This is a genomic window from Chryseobacterium kimseyorum, assembly GCF_025971945.1.
Classification (GTDB): Bacteria; Bacteroidota; Bacteroidia; order Flavobacteriales; family Weeksellaceae; genus Chryseobacterium; species Chryseobacterium kimseyorum.
The window spans coordinates 247,503-261,288 of the sequence record NZ_JAPDHW010000002.1 but is presented as its reverse complement, the minus strand read 5'-3'; the positions used below and the strand labels follow the sequence as shown (position 1 = coordinate 261,288).

The window sequence follows — 13,786 nt, the reverse complement described above, 5'->3', positions numbered from 1 at the left end:
GAATGGGATTTTTGCTGAGATTATTTTCAAAGAATGCTCTATTTGTCTTCTTTATCTTTCTGCAAATTATTGCTCTCATTCTTATATTCTCTAAAAATGCAATGCAGAGATCGTGGCTTGCGGGCGAAACTGCTGCTTTCAATTCGTGGGTGTCAGGATACATTGATGAAGGAGTTTCTTATCTGAAACTGAAGCAGACTAACGAAGGTCTCGTAGCGCAGAATAAAGCCTTAATGATTGAGCTGTACGGAAAGCAGGGTGGTAAAAATCCCGTTTTCCGAAAAGTGCATGATACCTTAGGAGGCGGACAAATCTATACATTCGTAGACGGTGAAATTGTTTTCAACAGTATCAACCGACGAAACAATTACTTTACCATCAATCGCGGAAAGCGAGACGGTGTTCTTCCACAGATGGGCGTTATGGCTCCTAAAGGAATCGCAGGAATCGTCATCAATTCTACAGACAGTTATGCTTTGGTACAGTCTGTTTTAAGTGTCAATAAAATCAGAATTAATGCTGCTCTCAAAAAATCAGGGTATTTTGGTACTTTAACCTGGAGGGGCGACAACTCACGCGTGATGCATCTTTCAGATGTTCCTAAATATGTTTCATTAAAAATTGGAGATACGATTATAACAGACGGCAAATCAGCTATTTTTCCTAAAGGCGTGATGATCGGAACTGTAGCAGGATATTCTGTTGACAACCAGACCGGTTTTTGGGATATTTCTGTGGAATTGAGTGAGAAAATGGGCGCTCTGAATAAAGTGTATGTCGTTAAAAATCTGAAGAAAGCTGAAGTGCAGAAAATAAGCGATACCATGCAGGCTGTAATAAAAAAAGAAAATGATTAGCAGAACTTTGTTTACAGATCTTTTGATCATGATGTTTCTTGTGGCGTTACAGATATTTGTACTGAACAGGATTACCTTATTTGGTAAATACACTCCGGTCTTATATCCGGTGTTCGTTATGTTTTATCCTTTTTTTAGAAATAAATTTCAGTTTTTAGCGTTAAGCTTCTTAATAGGTTTGTCTATTGACGCTTTTCTGTATTCGTGGGGAATCAATGCTTTGGCGACGACGGTAATTGCCTATTTCAGAACTTTAATATTCAGAACTTCTACAGATACTTCTACAGATTTCTTCTCGTTTCAATCATTACAGTGGACACAGTTTTTATTGTTCCTCTCTTCAAGTATATTTTTGCATCAGCTTTTGGTGCAGTATGTTGAATTTTTTAAATTCAGCAGAATTTTCGAAATCTTGCTTAATGTGTTGGTAACTAGTGCAATTTCTTTTATATTTATCATAGTTTACGCATTAATTTTTAAAATCAAACAGAAAGTTTGAACACACGCCATATAAAAATCTTATCTGTTCTCATCATTCTTGCTATCATTTTTGTGGCAAGACTTTCTTATTTACAGTTGTTTACGGATCGGTACGCACTCAATGCTGCCAATACTTCAATTAAAACCGAATACGTCATTCCTCAACGTGGAGTTATTTTCGACAGAAACGGAAAAATTATGGTGGGAAACCAGCCTGCTTATGAGATTTCTTTCACTCAGGCATTGATGAAACCTGACTTTGATACCCTGTCTTTCTGCAGTTTAATGAAAATTGATAAAAGAGATTTTATTAAAAAAATTAATTTAATTAAGAAAGAAAAATACTATTCTAAACTGACTCCGATGACTTTCATCAAAGACCTCAGCAGAGAAGAAATTGCGAGAGTTCAGGAGATTATATTTAAATACCCCGCTTTCAGTATTGTTCAGCGTCCGCAAAGGCAATATGAAGTTTCCACATCAGGGAACCTTCTGGGATACACCAGTGAAGTCAATGACAGAGAGATTAAAAAAGATTCTACCTACTATCTTCCTGGTGACCTCATCGGAAAAACAGGAATTGAGAAATCTTACGAAAAGGAACTTCGCGGTGTAAAGGGAATAAAATACATTCAGAAAGATATTAAACTTCGAAATGTAGGTCCGTATAAAAACGGAACCTTAGACCGTGATGTGATCACAGGAAAAGATATCACTTTGACCATCGATTATGACCTTCAGAGAATTGCTGAAGAGATGATGGTAAATAAACATGGGGCAATCGTCGCAATAGATCCAAATAACGGTGAAGTCTTGGTTGCCGCAACCGGACCGGATATTGATCCCAATCTTTTCACCGGACCTAACAAGTCTAAAAATTTATACGCTCTTTCAAAAGATACGATCTACGAAAACAAACCAACGTTTGACAGATCGCTACAGGCAGGTTATCCTCCAGGCTCTACATTTAAATTGTTAACAGCTCTGGCAGCAATGCAGATGGGCGTAATGGATGAAAAAACAATTTTCCCTTGTGGTGGTGGTTTTTATTACAAAGGAAAAAGAATTAAAGGTCACGGTGGAGCAGATCCATTAATCCCTTCTATTCAGGTTTCAAGTAACTGTTTTTTCACCTATGCTTTTATCGCTATCATCAAAAAATATCCGGGAAATCCTTCCAAAGGTGTAGATGAATGGAAAAAGATAATGAGCAGTTTCGGAGTAGGAGAATACTTAAATAATGATTTTGCGGTAGGTGCAAAAGGCAGAATTCCTTCAGGAGATTTTTACGAAAGAAGATTTAAAGCCATTATTAAAGCAAACGGTTCTACGAAAGCCGATTATAAAAATTGGGACGAAATGTCTACCGGAGCCATTTACAACGGGATGGGCCAAGGTGACGTTATGGTAACTCCGCTGCAGTTAGCCAATTATGTTTCTGCTATTGCCAATAGAGGATGGTACTACACTCCACATATTGTAAAATCGATTGACGGTAAACCCAATCCGGATCCCAGATTTAAGGTGAAACATAAAACGCTGGTTGATCCCAAACATTTTGATCCTGTCTTAAAAGGGATGGAAGCTGTGGTTTTGAGAGGTACAGCAAGAGGTCTGAAATCAAATGATTTTACGCAGTTGGCAAAAACAGGAACTGCACAGGTTCCTCAGGGAAAAGATAACTCGATTTTTGTGTTAATTGCTCCTGCAGACAAACCGAAAATTGTTGTAGTTGCCGTAATGGAACACGCCGGATTTGGTGCCACCTGGGCCGGACCCGCATCCACAGTAATTGCCGAAAAATTTATTACTGGAGATCTGAAAAGAGAACAGCTCTATAAAAAAATGGTCACGGCGAGTTTCATGCCTGAATATAAAAGACAGTGGGTCGCAGATTTAAAAAGAAAAGGACTTTATAAAGAACCTAAACCTGATTCTGTAAAGCTTAAAAGAATACAGGACAGCTTAAATCTGATAAAAAAAGCTAAAGAAAAATTAGAAGCTAAGAAGAAAGTTGAATCTAAAAAACCTTTGAAACAATGAAGTGGACAGAAGGAATAGACAAATTAGGTCTCGGCTTATACTTGATGCTCTGTATTTTTGCAATTGCCAATATCTACAGTGTAGATGAAGGCTTAGGGAAAAAACAATTGATCTTTTTCGGAATTTCTTTATTTGTTGGGTTGATTATATTTTTCAGCCGAAGCAAATTTTTCGAAAATATGTCTGGAATCATTTATATTGGTGGGGTTATTCTTCTTGCCGGTCTTCATGTTTTCGGAACTGAAATCTTAGGTCAGAAAAACTGGTACAAATTCGGAAGTTTTACCATGCAGCCTGTAGAATTTTCGAAGATTGGAGTAGCTTTAATGCTGGCTAATTATGTTTCAGGATCTGAATTTAATTTAAAAAACAGAACATCGCTTATAGCAGTTCTGGCCATAATAGGCATTCCTGCAATTGTGGTGCTTTCAATTCCTGATGTTGGTTCACTATTGGTATTTACGGCATTTTTTATCGCTTTATACCGTGAAGGTCTCAGTGGGAAACTCTTTCTCGTTGGGGGACTTTTCGGAATTGTTTTCCTTTTAGCCAATTATCTCAACGATCCTCTGGAATGGAGTCTTTGGTATTTTACATTATTTATTATTGTAGTAGGTGGACTGTGGTTTGCATTTAACGCAGCTTTTCTTCGTAAAAATATTTACACACTTTTACCGGGTGTCGGGATAATTCTGCTATTGGCCGCATTGTCATTCATTTCGCCCGTTATTTTTGAGAAGCTCCCTAAGCACCAGCAGGAAAGGGTTGAAGTTCTCTACAAGGGAGAACGCGAATTCCGTGATACTTCCGGATATAACCTTCTTTATTCTAAAACAGCCATCGGTTCCGGTGGAATGTTCGGAAAAGGTTTTCGTGAAGGTTCCGTAACTCAGGGAAAATTTGTTCCAGAGCAGGAAACCGATTATATTTTTTGTACCGTAGGTGAAGAATGGGGATTTCTTGGCAGTACCATACTTGTTCTATCATACATGGTTTACATTGGGAGAATCTATTACCTCGCAGAAAAGCAGAAATCTACCTTTAACAGAGTTTTTGGGTATTCGTTTGCCTCCATTCTTCTCATGCACTTTTCGATCAATTTAGGCATGGTTATGGGTCTGTTTCCAACCGTAGGTATTCCATTGCCTTATTTTAGTTATGGAGGAAGTTCATTGCTCGCTTTTTCGATGCTGACTTTTATTTTCTTTAAATTGAATTACGCTGATAAAAACAGTCTGGTTTAGAGCTGGGAGTTGGAAGAAGGATGATTGAAAGTGACTTTCTTTCTGGATTTTTTAATTTGAACCTACAAAATCTGCACAATCAGCGGAATCAGATTTCTATTAATATTTCATTATATAAAATCTTTATAGTTGATGAACGAAGCTTACTCGGTAGATCAGAATTATAACCAAATAACTTTTGCTGAAACACCACTACAAACAGGTGAATACGAAAACTGCAGTTTTCAGAACTGTAATTTTGAATACGCTGACCTATCTCAATTTAAGTTTACAGATTGCGAATTTACCGACTGCAATTTAAGCATGACTAAACTGACAGGAACCGCTTTCCGCGATGTCATTTTCCGGGACTGCAAAATGTTCGGAATGCATTTCGATGACTGTAACGAGTTTGGAATGTCGTTCAGATTTGAAGGATGTGCCTTAAATAATTCTGTTTTTTATAAAACGTCCATCAAAAGAACGCTTTTTAAAAATTGCAAACTGATTGAAGTAGATTTTGCTGAATCTAACCTGTCAAATTCTGTGCTGTCGAACTGTGATTTAAACGGCGCGACCTTCGAAAGAACAAATCTGGAGAAGGCCGATCTTAGGTCATCATTCAGTTATACAATTAATCCGGATTCAAACAGGCTAAAGAAGACGAAATTTTCACTTTCTGAAGTTCAGGGTCTCTTACGTCGTTTTGATATAGAAATCGATAAAAACAGCTGATTACAATTATTTAAAACGAAAGTTTATTTGCCATACGAATCATTGGCCGGCTATCTGAGTCCGTTTTAAAAAAAATACCGCTCGGAAAATAGCTTTAATCCCCAATTTATAATCTTATTCAAGGTTTTGGTTAAAGCTAATTTTTGAAGCAAATGCTCAATCAGGCTAATGTGCGATTATGTGTAAGAGTATTTAATGCTTAATGGTAAGCTCCATTTGTAACCAAAAATTAAAGCCATCAAATTTTGATGGCTTCGTTTATATAAATCAATTATTTAAGACTAAAATCTAGTAGAGGCTAAGTTGTTGTAGCTTTCTCCGTTCTCATTGATCACTCTTTTGGCAAACCTGAATTTAGGTCCCCAGTAAGAATCATTCAGTGAAGAGATCATTACTCCTTTTGAAGTGGCTGCGTGGATGAATTTTACCTCTCCTTCTTCAGTTACGTCTTCCACAATTCCTACGTGAGAAATTCTTTTGCCGTGAGAGAAGAAAATTAAGTCTCCTTTCTGAAGGTTTTCTTTGTCGATAGCTTCCCCTTCCTGAGACTGAGATGCTGCAACTCTTGGTAAAGTAAGACCGGCTGCTGCTCCGAATACTGATAATACAAATGCTGAACAGTCGATTCCGTTTCTTGTGGTTCCTCCGTATCTGTAAGGAGTTCCTAAGTACGTTGAAGCTTCTGTTAAGATGTTATCAATCGTCTTATTGTGTTTAATCGCTTTTGCGATTTCAGAATTTTTTAAAGAGGTTTTTGCGTTTGCGATGGCCACTGCTTTTTCAGAGATGAAAGAGTTGATTAACAACTTTTTATCACTCTCGATCTTAGTGTCTATTGCAGCTAGTTTGGCATCTGTTTTGTATTCCTTAGTGTAAGTTGCCGGTTTTGAAACTACGTAATTCGTAACGCATGATTGTAGTGATATTGTAGAAACAAAAGCAACTAAATAAAACAAAACTCTTTTCTTCATATTTTTTAATTTCCGGTTGAAAAAGAAATATTTATTTCTCTAAAGCCCTACAAAAGTAGATATTCCATATAAGACAGCCTCGATATGATTATTGTCATGTTTGTGTTTTAACACATTTTAACATCTAATAGATGTATGTTAAAGAAAAAGTAGCTGCTAAGCGCCTGTTTTGGTGAATGTGGCGTTTTTTTTATTAAGATTTTTTAACATAATATATTTACTTTCCTTTATTAATCGGAGTTCCTTAAAATCACCCAATTAGATTTTTTCTGTTAAAAAGACATAAAAAAAGTCCCCCGCGCAAACGGGGAACCTTCACTAATATGGAACTTTACAGATGTTATCTTGTAAATAACATTTCTCTATATTTCGTCATCGGCCAAAGCTCATCATCAACCATCATTTCAAGATCGTCAGATGCTTCTCTGATCGGATCAAATAACGGAATAACGCTTGTGCAGTATAGTTCTGCCTGCTTTTGGCTTTCAGACGTTGCTTTTGCAGCTTCTCTCGCTTTCATAAGATCTTCAACACCTAATTTAATTTTAGAAATGTTTCCGGAAATCTGTGTGATTAAGCTCATCTGCTCTTTAGCAAGAGTTTTGAATTCTTTATCATCAAAAATTTCTTTAAGACCTCTTACGTTTTCAATCAGTCTGTTCTGATAGTTTAAAGCCGAAGGTATGATGTGGTTTCTTGCAATATCACTTAATACTCTTGCCTCAATATCGATTACTGTTGAATATTTTTCTAATTTAATTTCGTTTCTTGCTTCAACTTCTCTGTGATTGAAGATTCCGATTTCTTCATAAAGGTCAAGGAATTTCTGGTTCATTTCCTGCTTCAAAGCTTCAGGAGTAGTTTTCCAGTTGTTTAAGCCTCTTTTTTCAGCCTCTAAAGCCCAGTCGTCAGAATATCCGTCTCCTTCAAACATAATGTTTTTACACTGCTTGATGTATTCTCTCAATACATTGAAAATCGCTTCATCTTTTTTAAGACCAGTTTCAATTAAAGCATCTACTTCTATTTTGAAATCGCTTAACTGTTTTGCGGCAATCGTGTTCATTACGGTCATAGATTCTGCACAGTTTGCAGAAGAACCTACCGCTCTGATCTCGAATTTATTTCCTGTAAATGCAAATGGAGAAGTTCTGTTTCTGTCAGTATTATCCAACAGAATTTCTGGGATTTTTCCAACTACATTTAATTTAAGATCTGTTTTTTCGTCCGGTGAAAGTTTCCCTTCTGTTACTTTTTCAAGCTCTTCCAAAACTCTGAACAGTTGGCTTCCGATAAATACAGAAATAATTGCCGGTGGAGCTTCGTTTGCACCCAATCTGTGATCGTTGCTTGCAGAAGCAATACTTGCTCTTAAAAGATCTGCGTACTCATGAACAGCTTTAATTGTATTTACGAAGAATGTTAAAAACTGTAAGTTTTTCTTTGGGTTTTTTCCCGGGCTCAAAAGGTTTTCACCTGTATCAGTTGCCAAAGACCAGTTGTTGTGTTTTCCGCTTCCGTTTACACCTGCGAAAGGTTTTTCGTGGAATAAAATGTGGAAATGGTGTCTGTGAGCAATTCTTGCCATAACGTCCATCAATAAAGAATTGTGATCAACAGCAACGTTTACTTCTTCAAACATCGGAGCCAGCTCAAATTGGTTTGGAGCCACCTCGTTGTGTCTTGTAGTAACCGGAATTCCCAGTTTCATACATTCAACTTCCAGTTCTTTCATGAAATTCATGACTCTCGTAGGAATCGAACCGAAATAGTGGTCATCCAACTGCTGTCCTTTAGCAGGAGAGTGTCCTAATAAAGTTTTACCAGTTAAAACCAGATCCGGACGGGATTGATACAATGCTGAATCAACCAGGAAATATTCTTGCTCCCAACCTAAAGTAGGAGTTACTTTCGTTACATTTTTGTCGAAATACTGCATTACGTTTGTTGCAGCCTCGTCTACAGCGTGCAAAGCTCTCAATAAAGGTGCTTTGTAATCTAAAGTTTCTCCTGTGTAAGAGATAAAGATTGAAGGGATACATAAAGTTGTTCCCATAATAAATGCAGGAGATGTAGGATCCCAAGCCGTATAACCTCTTGCTTCAAACGTGTTTCTGATACCACCGTTCGGGAAAGAAGATGCATCAGGCTCCTGCTGAATCAATAAGTTTCCGCTGAATCTTTCGATCGCTCTACCACCTTCGATAGGAGTAAAGAATGAATCATGCTTTTCTGCAGTGCTTCCAGTTAATGGCTGAAACCAGTGCGTGTAGTGAGTAACTCCTTTGCTCATTGCCCAGTCTTTCATAGCTACTGCTACCTGATCTGCAATTAGTCTCTGGATTTTACTTCCTTTTTTAATAGCATCCATGATAGATTGGAATGCTTCTTTTGTTAAATATTCTCTCATTGTGTTTTCAGAGAATACATTTTCACAAAATAATTCTGATAACTTAGCAGGAATTTCTACTGAATTATCTTTTCTAAAGTCCTTGAATGGTAAAGTTTCTAAAGCTTTAAATCTTAAAGTTGACATATAGTGTTGAATTTTATGGCGCAAATTTACGAAAAAAATGAATCGAAAAGAAAATACCCCTAATTTTTTTAGACTATTTGATAAATTGTTTTATTGTGAACTATTAAATACCCCTATTTCAATATGGGGGTTGTTGAGATTAAATTAATTTTTATTTAAAAGAAATATAAAACATTGCGTTGAAGAATAGTTTTGTCTGTTAAAATGCTTTTCAAAACACACTTCAATAATTTCTGCGATGGAAGTTCAACAAATCTTCTGAATATATAAGTACATCATGCTTTAGAATCCTTATTTTTGAATAAATCAAAACCAAATGATAAAAAAATTGATTCTAACTGTTTCCTGCCTTTGCGTGCAGATGCTGTTTTCTCAAAAAGCAGATCCTATCTATTATGACAAAGATTGGGAAGTGACAACGAAGGCAAGTGCTTCATTCTACCGTCCTATGCCGCTGAAGGGAAGTGGCGATCTCGTTTTGCTTCAAGATTTTTATATGAACGGAACACCACAGTTTGAAGGCTATACCTTGAAAGAAAATGAGCATTCCTACGTTGGAGATGTGATCTGGTATGACGCAAACGGGAATGACGAGAATTTCAGACAGTACCGTAACGACACCAACAGCGCTACCTTATTATATTACCACACTAATGGTAAAATCCGCAAAAAAGTTCAGTACAAAAATGGTGTGAAGGATGGTGAAGCCATAATCTACGCAAACGATGGAACGGTTTTAATGAAAGGGATTTATGCAAAAGGTAAACCCGAAAGCGGAAGTTTTGAAAGAGTAAGACAAAGTGATGACTACGATTATAATTCAACTAGTGAAGAAGTTACAGACGTTAAAATTCTGGAGACGACCGAAGGGGTAATGGTTTCGTCTCCGCCTCCGGTAGTTGTTCAGACAACAACTGTTGAACCTCAAAAGGTAGAAATGGCAGTCTATCAAGGTGAAAATCTTTCGAAAAGCACGAAAAACAGAAAAACCGTTTCAGAAAAAATATTTTGGGTCAACTCAAAGCAATTGGCTCAGGAAACGGTTTATGAAATCGGCGCGTATGATTTTAAACCTACTGCTAGAAAAAATTACGATAAAACCGGGAAATTGATTCAGTCTTTAAATGAAACTCAGTTCAAACAATATGGAAATGACATTGAAAACGGCGCTGAATATCGATATTATCTTCAAAATAACTTTGCGACCGGTATTAAGTCTGTTTCAGATTTTAGTAAAGGTGAAAAGTCAGGGAAAGAGATCGTTTATTTTCCAAATGGAAATGTTTCTTTCGAAACCAATTATAAAACCGGATATAAAGAAGGTGTAGAAACCGTCTTTAACGAAAATGGATCTGTGAAAAGCAAAAGAGTGTATAAAAAAAACGAACCATTTAACGGAAATTTCGACGTGAGAGTAGGCGGAATGCTTGTCAATCAAAATTACACAAACGGTATAAGAGAAGGAGAAGCGGTCGTGAAAAATGAAAACGGGGAAGTTGTTGCAAAAGGAATTTACAAAAACGGAAAACCTTTTAACGGAACTTTTATTGAAGATAATGAAAACCGTTCTGACACCTATGAATTAATCAATGTTGAAAATTTTAAAAAAACCGGTCTGCAGAAAGTGTTTGGTTACAGACTGGAGAATTTAGAAAAAACCTACACCATCCAAAATGAAAAACTCAACGGAATCACTACTTTCTATGATGACGGAAAAGTTGTGGGAGCTTTAGAGTATAAAAATGATGAGCCATACAGCGGAACCTTGATTGAAAGTGAGAAAACTTCGGTTTTCAAAAACGGAAAAATTACAGAAGAGACGTATTTTAAAGATACATATAATAAGGATAACATTCGGAAGCAAAAACTGTATGAAAATGGAATCCTCGTAAAGGTTAAAGATTTTTCTTTTGATATTTCAGAAAGGCCACAAAGTTCTTATGAAGGTGTTTTTAAAAATGGCAAACCGTTCTCAGGATATTTTGAAACAGATGATAACCGTGAATTTAAGCAGGTCAATTATTACGAAAATGGGATTCTGAAATTTCAGTATTCAAACGATTATCTGAAAAACATGGATAATTACAGACATCAGAATTACAACATTAAATCAACCTACAAAGAAGGAAAAATAACTGATGGTGTAGAATACAAACTAAATGAAAAGCAGTTTACCACAAAATACTGGAAAAGCGGAGTGTTGCAGGCGTTCGACTGGGATTTGTTTGCAATGCATTATTTTAACAGGCTTCATTTTGAAATGAAAAATAATACGATTGAAATTAGCGATATGCAGGCAAACAGAAAGGCTGAAATTAAAATTGACCCATCCAAAAACACGTTTAACAAACAGCTTTCTATCGATGGAAGAGTAGTTGACGGTACCAGAAAAGATTATTTAGATTCAAAGTATAAAGAAAGCATTATTGTTTATCACGAGAAAGACGGAAAAATTGTCTCAAGTACTGTAAATCCGGTTGATGAATCGATGGAGCCGATGGAAGGAACTGAGTTGTTCTACAAAGTTTATACGATGGTGAATGAAACTTCAGGTCTTCAGGAGAACTTCAATAGGTTGGCAGAGAAAATTTCAGGCAACAAATTTATTGAAGACACCGACGAAAACCGTATCATCACGGGAATTCAGATGGATGCTGAAGGAAAACCCAAAGACGGAATTCTGATTACTCCCACACAAAATAATACGTATACTGTACAATTCTATATGAATAGAAAACTGATGAAAACCGTAGAGAAAGTCACCGTAGAAAAAATGGAGACTATCATTAAGAATATAGATAATTAATCGCAACTGCATTTTGAAGCTTTGTATTTCGGAAATAAGTGAAACGGCATTGTTTAGCTTAGTCTCAATGCTTATTCTCATGAATTCTTTGTGTATCCCTGCGTTTTAAAAACAAAAGCATTTCAAGTATAAATTTTACAATTTCCAAAATTATAAAGTTAGCAACTAAATGCGGTGGAGATCTTGAGGTTAAAATTTGACGCATATTTAAGATCGATTAATGCGTAGAAGCAATATGAATAAAACTTATTCCAAAATTCTTTCTCAACAGAAACGTAAATATTAATTTTAAATCGTTTAAAAATTTAGTTTAAAAGGTAATTGTTTGTTTTAAAGCTTTTTAAATCATTAAAATTATTTTCCGTAACTTAGCAGACTTTTTATAAAAAAATTAATATATGACAAATTCTAGAGCAAGAGAAACCACCGAGGCAATTGAAAGACTATACATTTCTATGAGACACCTGTTTTATAGAGGTTTTTTCAAGCCAAGCGGAGTTTCCGGAGAAAGCATTAGAAGTTTGTTGAAAACGATCAATCCCGAAATTTACGGTACCATGAGCGTTCCAAGCAAATTGGAGCTTGATGGTTTGATGTATGTTTTAGACAGACTTCCGGAAGGTATAGAAGAATGTGCTTTCATTCATCTTACATCAGACGAAGGTTTTGATAAAGGGAGTTTCGAGCCGATTGTTCCCAAAAAGAGAAGAAGAAACTGTTACCGTATCGACGAACATCAGATGAACATTGAAGTTCTTTTGGGGCGTTCAGAAATCTACGATATCCTTACCCACTTAACGTTCTTATTTATAGAAGCCGATAAAATCCGTAATCTCGCATTTATTCAGGATGAAAACTGGAAGCCGACACGTGCTTTCAAAATCATCGAAGAAGTGGTAAAAGGCGAGAAAAAATTCAGCAGAAGAGAAAAAGAAGTCGCACTGATTCATCTGTCTTCTTTAATAGGAAGAACTTTTGATGAGACCTTAAATGCCTACAACACTTTTGGTGACGATGAAAATCCGGACAGATTATTCAAAATCATCTACCATTTAGGAAAAGTGAGTCTGGAAGATGCCAAACAAAGCCGTGAGCGCGAGATTTATTTCAGTGCTATTTTAAAGGAAAGAGTTGGGCATCATTATTTCGGTGAAAAATGGGCTCACAAAGTAAAAGAAGTTTTATTCGAAAACGACCTTCACATGCGTCCGTTACACATTATTTCTGCGAATATGCATTCGGTGAAAAATATGCTGTACAGCAATGATGCTTTAAAGAAAAAAGATCCGAAAGACGTTGATTACAAACTTTACGGAGAAATTTCAGATAAAAAAGATCTTCGCGACAAAGTTTCAAAATACGCTTTGGAAGAAGGTTTAATTTATATCAACGACAAAAGCGGAAGTAACATCGACGTTCAGATCATTGATTTAAGCAAAACCAATCTTAAAAATACGCCATTCGGTCACTTGAAATACTATGGTGACGATGTGATCATGGTTTTCGATTATGCTTTTGGCGAACAGGCCTTTGAGGTAATGGATGAATTGCTGAGACCTTTCGAACAGAAAGGAGAAGTATATATGATGAAAGTAAAATCTGTTTCTATCATGGGGAAAGCGGGAATTCTCGCTGGTGGAAAAGGCGATATTATGATCCCAACTTCGCACATCTTTGAAGGAACGGCAGATAATTATCCGTTTGAAAATGCTCTGAAGCTGGAAGATTTTAAAGATGATGAACTGCAGGCATTCGAAGGACCGATGATTACCGTTTTGGGAACGTCACTTCAAAACAGAGACATTCTTTCTTATTTTATGAACACTTCCTGGAAAGCCATCGGACTTGAAATGGAAGGTGCACATTATCAAAAAGCTATTCAGGTAGCATCGAAAATCAGACATCATATTGCGCCGGATTTATTTGTAAGCTACGCGTACTACGCTTCAGATAATCCTTTGGAAACGGGAGCTACCCTTTCTTCCGGAGGTTTAGGATTAACAGGGGTAAAACCGACGTATCTGATTACTTTAAGAATCCTGGAAAAGATTTTACAAAGCGGAAAGAAAGAAATTTCTTCGAAAAAATAAGTCTGATCACTCAGTATACATTAAACCTTCAAGGTTTCTAAAACC

9 protein-coding genes are annotated in these 13,786 nt (G+C 36.4%); 7 read left to right on the top strand and 2 right to left on the bottom strand.

The genetic code is table 11. The features are described from left to right. Window positions 1–2 precede the first annotated feature (2 nt). The 5 genes from mreC to OMO38_RS03765 all read left to right on the top strand — a co-directional run bounded on the left by mreC (window position 3) and on the right by OMO38_RS03765 (window position 5,338). Window positions 3–857: a rod shape-determining protein MreC gene (mreC, locus tag OMO38_RS03785; RefSeq protein ID WP_264748889.1), complete on the top strand. Its 855-nt coding sequence runs from the start codon at window positions 3–5 to the stop codon at window positions 855–857. Further along, window positions 850–1,356, top strand: a complete 507-nt coding sequence (locus OMO38_RS03780) for a rod shape-determining protein MreD (protein ID WP_264748888.1) — start codon at window positions 850–852, stop codon at window positions 1,354–1,356. The genes mreC and OMO38_RS03780 overlap by 8 nt, the downstream gene beginning before the upstream one ends. Then, a complete protein-coding gene (locus OMO38_RS03775) occupies window positions 1,353–3,380 on the top strand; it encodes a penicillin-binding transpeptidase domain-containing protein (RefSeq protein WP_264748887.1) in 2,028 nt (675 codons plus the stop codon). Before OMO38_RS03780 ends, OMO38_RS03775 begins: the two co-directional genes overlap by 4 nt. Then, window positions 3,377–4,624: a rod shape-determining protein RodA gene (gene rodA, locus OMO38_RS03770; RefSeq protein ID WP_264748886.1), complete on the top strand. Its 1,248-nt coding sequence runs from the start codon at window positions 3,377–3,379 to the stop codon at window positions 4,622–4,624. The genes OMO38_RS03775 and rodA overlap by 4 nt, the downstream gene beginning before the upstream one ends. A 132-nt stretch (window positions 4,625–4,756) precedes the next feature. Continuing rightward, on the top strand, window positions 4,757–5,338 hold the full coding sequence (locus tag OMO38_RS03765) for a pentapeptide repeat-containing protein (RefSeq protein WP_264748885.1): 582 nt from the start codon (window positions 4,757–4,759) through the stop codon (window positions 5,336–5,338). Between the two features lie 281 nt (window positions 5,339–5,619). On the opposite strand, the gene OMO38_RS03760 is transcribed toward OMO38_RS03765, so the two are convergent. Together OMO38_RS03760 and OMO38_RS03755 are read right to left on the bottom strand one after the other, a co-directional pair. Next, window positions 5,620–6,309 carry a C40 family peptidase gene (locus OMO38_RS03760; protein ID WP_264748884.1) on the bottom strand — a complete coding sequence of 230 codons (690 nt, stop codon included), beginning with the start codon at window positions 6,307–6,309 and terminating at the stop codon, window positions 5,620–5,622. Between the two features lie 340 nt (window positions 6,310–6,649). After that, window positions 6,650–8,845 (bottom strand): glutamine synthetase III family protein, encoded by a 2,196-nt coding sequence (locus OMO38_RS03755; protein ID WP_264748883.1) that lies wholly within the window; start codon window positions 8,843–8,845, stop codon window positions 6,650–6,652. A gap of 316 nt (window positions 8,846–9,161) precedes the next feature. Between OMO38_RS03755 and OMO38_RS03750 the strand changes: the two genes are divergently transcribed. After that, a complete protein-coding gene (locus tag OMO38_RS03750) occupies window positions 9,162–11,651 on the top strand; it encodes a toxin-antitoxin system YwqK family antitoxin (protein WP_264748882.1) in 2,490 nt (829 codons plus the stop codon). A gap of 398 nt (window positions 11,652–12,049) precedes the next feature. Continuing rightward, window positions 12,050–13,741, top strand: coding sequence for a DUF6909 family protein (locus OMO38_RS03745; protein WP_264748881.1), 1,692 nt, complete (start codon window positions 12,050–12,052; stop codon window positions 13,739–13,741). The last annotated feature ends 45 nt before the right edge of the window (window positions 13,742–13,786 follow it).

Excerpts from the sequence above, each read along its gene's own strand:
- mreC (WP_264748889.1), top strand. The coding sequence starts at position 3 with ATGGGATTTTTGCTGAGATTATTTTCAAAGAATGCTCTATTTGTCTTC.
- OMO38_RS03780 (WP_264748888.1), top strand. The coding sequence starts at position 850 with ATGATTAGCAGAACTTTGTTTACAGATCTTTTGATCATGATGTTTCTT.
- rodA (WP_264748886.1), top strand. The coding sequence starts at position 3,377 with ATGAAGTGGACAGAAGGAATAGACAAATTAGGTCTCGGCTTATACTTG.
- OMO38_RS03765 (WP_264748885.1), top strand. The coding sequence starts at position 4,757 with ATGAACGAAGCTTACTCGGTAGATCAGAATTATAACCAAATAACTTTT.
- OMO38_RS03760 (WP_264748884.1), bottom strand. The coding sequence starts at position 6,309 with ATGAAGAAAAGAGTTTTGTTTTATTTAGTTGCTTTTGTTTCTACAATA.
- OMO38_RS03755 (WP_264748883.1), bottom strand. The coding sequence starts at position 8,845 with ATGTCAACTTTAAGATTTAAAGCTTTAGAAACTTTACCATTCAAGGAC.
- OMO38_RS03750 (WP_264748882.1), top strand. The coding sequence starts at position 9,162 with ATGATAAAAAAATTGATTCTAACTGTTTCCTGCCTTTGCGTGCAGATG.
- OMO38_RS03745 (WP_264748881.1), top strand. The coding sequence starts at position 12,050 with ATGACAAATTCTAGAGCAAGAGAAACCACCGAGGCAATTGAAAGACTA.